The sequence below is a fragment of the Microvirga sp. jy35 genome (assembly GCF_056148915.1).
This window is the reverse complement of sequence record NZ_JBWBEW010000051.1, coordinates 21723-29381: the sequence shown is the minus strand read 5'-3', so window position 1 is coordinate 29381 and position 7659 is coordinate 21723. Positions and strand designations below refer to the sequence as shown.

Here is a 7659-nt window from a genome sequence, read left to right as displayed (position 1 = left end):
CCTGGACGGCTGATCCGGATGAAATCATCGCCGCCGTCAGGCGTGGGCACCAAGCGTTAGATTCGATCCACTAGCACGACGTTGCAGTAAAGTTTCGGTCTGCTCTCCCAGCCCAAATCGACTCTTGTAAGGGCTGGGAGATCTTCGGAGGCGGTCTTGAAGCTTGTACTCTGGGCATACGATCAATGGTCAGCACCCTAATCAGTCTGCGCTCCCTCCGCGCGCAGGCTCTTGAGGAAACGTTGGGCAATGTCGCGTACGGCCTCGTCGCTCCGAGAAGCATCATCAGCCAGGTCCCGCAGATGGGACAAACTACTCTCCAGTTCGTTCAACAGTTCAGGATGACGTCGCGAGAGAAACCGTATGGTGCCGAAAAGAAGGTGCTCAATCGCCATCTCACGGCGACGAGCCTCCACAATTTGAGAGGAGTCGGGCTGGTCCTGCAAGCTGCTCATGGCACACCAAAGCCTTTTCTGACGTGTTATTCTTACACAAGCCTCTACAAAGTAGTGATTTCGGCGCGCCAAGCGCTGCTGAGACGTAACGTTAGCTTCCTTGCTTGAACGCGGCTCGGTGGCAACGTGGTTGAGGATATGAGGTTTCAGCTTTGCCGTTTGATACAGATCGCCAGGAGCACTGTTGGAGCCTGATCCGCCCCCACCGAGTGGGCTTGATCAGATTGCCGCAACCCATTCTTTGAGCGGGTTCCGCAAGGGGGCTTCTGCGAAGTGCCTGGTCCGACTTAAATCTGGGTGAATGTGCCCCTTCCGAAAGGATGCGACAGGCCGCTGATGGATGATCCTGCATTCACCGCCTGCTTTGAGGCCTGCTCTGGAATGAGCCGCCGCGCCAGCAGGCTCCTTGCGGACCACCAGGACTGCATGCACCGCAGTCGCGAGCAGTTAGCCCTGTCCCGAAGACTCCTGGCTATGCGGGTTTACCCCAACGATGGCGTGCCGCCGCACAATCCGTTCGATTACAACGGGTTCAAGACAACGGAGCAGAGCGAATGAACAAGCCCATGGTTTGGTTTCCGCAGCGGCATTCCGCATGTGAGCCCGGAATGTGGCCTCCTGGCACGAGGCGGACGTTTGATGAACGTCCGCCTCTGCGTTGAACTCGGTCTTACAGGTGAGCATCCAAGCTTCTCAGGACGTTACTTTAGCTGACCGATTAGCCTACCAAGCTCCCTAGCTTTCGATTAGATGTCGCTGGTCCTGGACGAACAGGATTGGTGAGGAAACGAGGCTCGCAGCCTCGTCGGGAACGAACCGGAGCACCTCGGATCCTGAAGCCTGGATCACGTCACCCAGCGTTGGCTCAAAGATGTCGTCCAAGCGGCAGAAGGACTTGGCGGAGGTTTGGCGGAAACACCCCCGAATACCCCCAATTTCGACCGTTTTCCCCGCTTTCAGCGCCTCGAAATCCGGCTCATCCCGAGGGAGACCATCAGCGGACGCTCCGAGTGGTAGCACCCGCTCCTGCCTAAACATCTGCCACACAAAGGGATTCTCCCGGGACTTGGCTGCGATGTGGCGGAGGAGCCAGTTCTCCTCGCCCTCCGCCGGCCCTCGCTCGAAGCGGCCTCCCAGTTCCTTGAGCCGGTCCTCCAGCAGGAAGGGCACCACCTTTGTCAGCCCAACCGCCTCCTCCTCGGTGTTGGTGAAGCCGCTCACCCGGCGGCCATCGACAATGGGACGCCCATCCTCCCGCGTGGCCTTCACGAGCCCAGCCGGACCATGGCAGACCGCAGCGACAACCTTGCCCTGGTCGAACATCGATCCAACGATGCGGGCGAGGGTCTCGTCATTGGCCGCATCCCACATCGGCCCGTGCCCGCCGGGCAGGAACACCGCGTCGAAGGAGCCTGGATCCACGCTGCCGAGGGCAGGGGAGTTGCGGGCCGTCTGCATGACGCTCTCGTCGGAGAGGAAGCGGTGGACCGAGGCCGGAACCTCCTGCTGCTCCTCCGGCTTCTCGCCCGGGCCCTCTCCGGCCTCGGCTGGCAGGCTGCGCGGGTCCCAGGGAATGGCGCCTCCCTTGATCGACACGAGCGTGACCTCCGCACCTCCGTCGAGCAGGGCGTAGTAGGGCGTAGCAAGTTCCTCCAGCCAGACACCGGTGCGGTGGCCGGTGGATCCCATCTGGTCGTGCGAGGTGGCGACAACGAGCACTTTGGGAGCGGGCATGGCGGTTCTCCGGGTGAAGGCGGTACGCTGTCAACTCGAAGCTGCGGGGGAGGTTCTGACCGGAGGGAGGAAAGGCCGCTGGGTGGTTCATCCTGCCTCGATGGGGCTTGCGATTTGGGTCCGATCCCCATGTCGGGGGTACCCCAGCGGACATCGTATGTGGACTTCGAAGCGGCGGGCGTCACTGCCAGCTTCGATGAAGCCGTGCCAGGACAGATGTACTCCGGTCCGGTCATGATCCTGCGCTTGACTGACGATGCAGGCGCCCGACTGGTAGCACATCAGCCCAGGCCCGTAGTGTGCGAGGCAGAGATGCGAAGGCATCCTATCCGTTCGCGCCGGAGCCTGGGCTTTTCCATGTCGGCCAATACGGCTTCGACCAACGCACGAAGCTGTCCCACTCCTTGACCTGGGATCCTGATCTTGCCCGTTCCAGGCCACCTCATGCTGCCGAAGCTAGGCTAGTCTTATTCCGCTCCCACTTCTGCTTTCCTGTCGCCGGCAGGTGCCCCCAGAGCCCGCTGCAATGCAGCCTTCAGATCGCGCGGGCCGAACGGCTTGAGCAGAAGCTCGCTCTCGACGACTTCGCCACCTTCCAGTCTTTCGCTGTACCCCGTCATCAGGATGACGACCAAATCAGGCGAAGCAGTCTTGGCAAGCCTTGCCAAGCTAATCCCATCCATTTCGCCGGGCATGACAATATCCGACAGCAGGACGTCAAAGTCTGTTTTGCGCAGGATCGACATTGCCTCCGTCGCGGAGTGTGCTTGCTTTACAATGCAGCCTTGTTCCTCAAGAGCATTGGCAGCCAGGTTTGAGACGTCGGGATTGTCATCCACAACGAGGGCCCTCAAGCCCGTAGGAAGTGAGGGCAACTCCTCGTTCTCGGCAGCCACGGGCTCCCGTGGTTCATATGATCGAGGGAATAGCAGTGATACTGCAGTGCCTGCTCCAGGAGCCGTGTCAAGCTTCAGCTTGCCTCCTGACTGATGAACAAAGCCATACACCTGTGCCAGCCCGAGACCGGTTCCCTTGCCCATCTCCTTGGTCGTGAAGAAGGGCTCGAACACCCGAGCGGCGATGTCCTGGCTCATGCCGGTGCCAGTATCGCTCACCGTGAGGCAAACCTCGTCCGTGGCGGATAGATTTTGGCTCTGGATGCGCAGCACGCCGCCATCCGGCATGGCGTCTCGGGCATTCACGGCAAGGTTGATGAGAGCGACATGAAACTGATCCGCGTCGACCTTCACGGGCCATAGCTGCGGATTGAGGTCCAGTTCCACCGTGACGTCGTCGCGAAGGGAGTGGGTGAGCATGCCTCCAATTTCGACGATTAAGCGGTTGAGGTCTGTAACAGCGGGCGAAAGCGTCTGGCGGCGGCTGAAGGCGAGAAGCTGGTGCGTCAGCGCCTTGGCGCGGTCAGCAGCAAAAACAGCATTATCGATGTAGCGCGCACGCCGCTCCTCCCTGGCCCGGCGCAGCATGTCGAGGCTGCCCATGATGATGGTGAGAAGATTGTTGAAGTCGTGAGCGATGCCGCCGGTCAGGCGACCCAGGGCCTCTAGGCGCTGCGTATGGTGGAGGCGTGCTGTGGCCGCTGCCTCCCGCCGCACAACCCAGACCGCGCCAATCATGGCAAGCGTCAGCACCAGGGCCAAGCCAAGCAAGGAGGCAATGATGGGCAAGCGCACGGGGGCCAAGCGGCGATCCAGGTAAGCCTGATCGAAGGCTACCATCGTAAGAAACGGGTAGCGCTCCGACGTGGTGAAATAGCCAACGCGTGCGACATTATCGATGGCGCTGAGGTCGTCGAAGCGGCCGTTCCGCTCCTCGACGATCTTTCGGAACCGCGGCAATGCGGAAAGGTCCTGCGCATAGCTCGCCTCTGCCGCGCTGCGGACCCGCACGATGCCATCAAGGCCCGCCAGCGCGACCATTCCTTGTCCGCTGATGTTGAGGCCACCATAGAACGAGGTGAAGTCTCTCAGGTCATAGGAGGCCACCAGGATGGCCTGAAGATTGCCCACAGGATCCCGAACCGCTCGCGTGAACTGAATCGTCCACAGGTTCGAGATGCGTCCCAGAACAGGGGGGCTGATATAGAGGCTGTCCACTCGGTTCTCGCGGTGGACACGGATATGCATCCGGTCGGAGACATCAACGCGCTCGGGCTCAGGGGTGAGATTGTTCACCAGCGCTCGTCCGTCTGGGCTGACAACGGTCAGCTGCACAATTGCGCTTGGCAGGTTAAGGCTGCGAAGCCGCTCGAAAAGCTCGCTTGGAGTCGACTGCGGGGAAAACCCGGTTGCGAAATTCTTCAGGAACCCGTCGATTGAGTCCGATGTGCGCTCGAAGTTGGCGAGCAGCAAATGGGAGATCCGCTCCGCATTGGCTGCCGCCTCGTCGGCCATCTGGTGCTTGGTCTGGCGCAAGGTGCCAAACCCCACCAAGCCGATGCCGATACAAAGTACCGCCCAAGCAAAGGCGATCCACAAAAGGGCTCGTTTCCCGCTCAGGATCTCCGCAATGTTGCGCAACTTGAAACGCCCCACGTCATATGAGTTCAGCCATACCCGTAAAATTGCAACGGGAACAGCAGGCTCTCTCTAAACCATGTGCTCTCGTCAGGAGCTGAAAGTATCCAAACCCCTCTTGGACAAGTTACGAAGCTTCCTATCGGCGGCAGGATGCCTCCGCGTAAAGGGGCATTAAAGATCTTATTACAAGGATTTGTCTTGCACTTGGAACACCATGACTGCGCCTAACAGGCCAAGAGATCCCGGTAATCCGGACCTGCAGGCCGATGGGTGCGAAGATCGTCTTGACCTCAAATATCTACGGCTCCATGCGGGAGCCCCGCTCGGGTACCTTAAGGTTCCGCCTTGGACCCTTGTGTATCTTGGCCGTGAAGTCCCGCACTTTCTCTCTCGGAGACAGTGGAACCAAGTGGTGTGTCAAAAGTTGTTACGGGTCCCGCCCTCGCCTGATGATACTTTATGACCATCCGCAAAACCCGCAACGTTTCGCTCACTCCCGAGCTGGAATCCCTTATTGACAGCAAGGTCGCCTCAGGCCGCTACCGCAGCGCCAGCGAGGTGGTGAGAGCCGCCCTGCGGCTGCTGGACGAGCGTGAGCGTCAGGTTGAGCAGCCGCTCAGGCGTGGTGCCGCAGAGCGTGCACCATGCTGATGAACTTCCCGGCGAAGCAACTGCCGGCGGTGCATGACTTCTTCCAGGGTGGTGGACATATGGGCGCCCGCATGCGCGCGCACAACTGGTCCACATCGCCGTTGGGGGAGCCGGGCCACTGGCCCCAGTCGCTGCGGAACTATGTCGAGCTGATGCTCAATGCCAAGCAGGCGATGTTTGTCGCCTGGGGGCCTGAACTCGCTTTCCTCTACAATGATGATTATGCACCGATCTTTGGTGCCAAGCATCCTGGCGCGCTCGGCCGTCCCTTTGCTGAGGTGTGGGCCGATATATGGGACCAAATCGGCCCCATCGTCGAGCAGACACTCTCCGGACAGGCGAGCTGGTTCGAGGACCTCCTCATCCCCATGGAGCGGCACGGCCGCAGAAAGGATGCCTGGTTCAGCTTCTCCTACACGCCCATCCGCGATGAAAGCGGCCAAGTCGCCGGCATGTTCTGCGCCGCTGTTGAGACGACGGGCAAGGTTCTTGCTGAACGCCGAGCCATGGCTGAGCGCGAGCGCCTGCAGCAGCTGTTCCAGCAAGCGCCAAGCTTCATGGCAATGGTCCGGGGGCCCGACCACGTTTTTGAGCTCGTGAACTCATCCTACCAGCAACTGATCGGCCATCGCGAGGTGCTCGGGAGGCCGGCACGGGAGGCGTTGCCGGAACTCGTGGAGCAAGGCTTTATCGAGCTGCTGGACGAGGTCTACCGGACTGGAAAGGCCTTTGTCGCGAACGCAATCCCGATCTCGCTTCAGCAGGTGCCAAGTGGAGCGGTTGAGCAGCGGTTTCTCAACTTCGTATATCAGCCCATCACCGATGCTTCCGGCCAAGTCACTGGCATCTTTGGTGAGGGCTACGATGTCACCGAGCAGGTCCAAGCTGAACAGGCGCTGCGGGAAAGCGAGGAGTTCAACCGGCGCATCCTGGAGAGCTCCAGCGATTGCATCAAGGTGCTCGACACCGACGCTCGGCTCCAGTTCATGAGCACGGGTGGCATGGAGGTCATGGAGGTCGACGACTTCGGCGCCATTCAGGGCTGCGATTGGCGCAGCTTCTGGTACGGTCCTGAGCATGACAAGGCGCGTGAGGCTGTCGAGACCGCTCTTGCCGGCGGTATGGCCCGCTTCCAGGGACCGACGCAGACCTTCAAGGGCACGCTCAAATGGTGGGATGTGGCCGTTACTCCGATCACCGGGCCTGATGGCAAGGTCGAGAAGATCCTGTCGGTTTCCCGCGATATCAGCGACCTCAAGAAGGTCGAGGAGGCCCTGCGCAAGAGCGAGGCGCGGCACCGGGCGATTATCGAGGCGACGCCGGAATGCGTGAAGCTGGTAGCGGCTGACGGCAAGGTCCTGGAGATGAACCCAGCTGGCCTTGCCATGCTGGAAGCAGGCGATCCTGCCGTGCTGAGGGGCGCCAGCGTGCTGGATGTCATTGCTCCTGAGTTCCGGCAGGAATGGCGAGCCAACCACGCGCGAGTCTGCAAGGGTGAGAGCGTGAACTGGGAGTTTGACATCATCAGCCTGAAGGGCACGCGTCGGCACATGGAGACGCATGCAGTCCCGCTGACGATGCCGGACGGCTCCGTGACGCATCTGGCGGTGACCCGCGATATCAGTGCCCGCAAGCGCGCCGAAGAGCACCAGAAGCTTCTCATTAACGAACTGAACCACCGGGTGAAAAACACGTTAGCCAGCGTGCAGTCGATCACCGTGCAGACCCTGCGGACTGCCGCAACAGCGGAGAGCGCCAAAGAGGCTCTCGAAGGCCGACTGCTGGCTCTTTCCCGTGCCCACGACGTGCTGACGCGGGAGAACTGGGAGGGAGCGGGGCTTCGCGAGATCATCGGCCAGGCGGCTGAGCCCTACAGCAGTTCGGGCCAGGACCGGCTGCACGTGGACGGACCTGAGGTCAGGCTCTCGCCTCGTATGGCTCTGGCGCTGGCGATGGCTTTGCAGGAGCTGGCGACCAACGCGGTGAAGTATGGCGCGCTGTCAAACCTGACGGGTCAAGTCCGGATCACATGGAAGGTCGAGCAAAAAGACGGGCAGCCCTGCCTGCATCTTAAGTGGGCGGAGAGGAGTGGGCCACCCGTTCAGGTGCCAAAGCGACGTGGCTTCGGCACACGCCTGATTGAGCGCAGCCTTGCGCATGACCTCGGGGGCACGGCCCAGATCAGTTTCGAGCCGGATGGCCTACTCTGCACCGTCCATGCGCCCTTGGCATAAGGCGGCCTTGCTAAGGCGCCAAGGGCGAAGCAGTCATCGGTGAGTTCG

At 60.9% G+C, this 7659-nt stretch carries 5 protein-coding genes; 2 read left to right on the top strand and 3 right to left on the bottom strand.

Annotation, left to right across the window (positions count from 1 at the left end; all coding sequences use genetic code 11):
• Positions 1-197: 197 nt before the first annotated feature.
• From AC0QTX_RS24360 to AC0QTX_RS24350, 3 genes are all read right to left on the bottom strand, one after another.
• Positions 198-455, bottom strand: coding sequence for a hypothetical protein (locus AC0QTX_RS24360; RefSeq protein ID WP_474606386.1), 258 nt, complete (start codon positions 453-455; stop codon positions 198-200).
• Between the two features lie 735 nt (positions 456-1190).
• The gene (locus tag AC0QTX_RS24355) at positions 1191-2189 is read right to left on the bottom strand and encodes a DJ-1/PfpI family protein (protein ID WP_474606385.1); all 999 of its coding nucleotides are present in this window, start codon (positions 2187-2189) and stop codon (positions 1191-1193) included.
• Positions 2190-2656: 467 nt separating this feature from the next.
• Complete coding sequence (locus tag AC0QTX_RS24350; RefSeq protein WP_474606384.1) at positions 2657-4621, bottom strand: response regulator; 1965 nt, start codon at positions 4619-4621, stop codon at positions 2657-2659.
• Positions 4622-5185: 564 nt separating this feature from the next.
• On the opposite strand from AC0QTX_RS24350, the gene AC0QTX_RS24345 reads away from it, so the two are divergent.
• Complete coding sequence (locus AC0QTX_RS24345) at positions 5186-5377, top strand: type II toxin-antitoxin system ParD family antitoxin (RefSeq protein WP_377032958.1); 192 nt, start codon at positions 5186-5188, stop codon at positions 5375-5377.
• Positions 5371-7611 (top strand): PAS domain-containing sensor histidine kinase, encoded by a 2241-nt coding sequence (locus AC0QTX_RS24340; protein ID WP_474606383.1) that lies wholly within the window; start codon positions 5371-5373, stop codon positions 7609-7611. Before AC0QTX_RS24345 ends, AC0QTX_RS24340 begins: the two co-directional genes overlap by 7 nt.
• Positions 7612-7659: the final 48 nt, after the last annotated feature.

Coding starts and splice junctions, on each gene's coding strand:
- AC0QTX_RS24340 (WP_474606383.1), top strand. CDS start 5,371: ATGCTGATGAACTTCCCGGCGAAGCAACTGCCGGCGGTGCATGACTTC.
- AC0QTX_RS24355 (WP_474606385.1), bottom strand. CDS start 2,189: ATGCCCGCTCCCAAAGTGCTCGTTGTCGCCACCTCGCACGACCAGATG.
- AC0QTX_RS24360 (WP_474606386.1), bottom strand. CDS start 455: ATGAGCAGCTTGCAGGACCAGCCCGACTCCTCTCAAATTGTGGAGGCT.
- AC0QTX_RS24345 (WP_377032958.1), top strand. CDS start 5,186: ATGACCATCCGCAAAACCCGCAACGTTTCGCTCACTCCCGAGCTGGAA.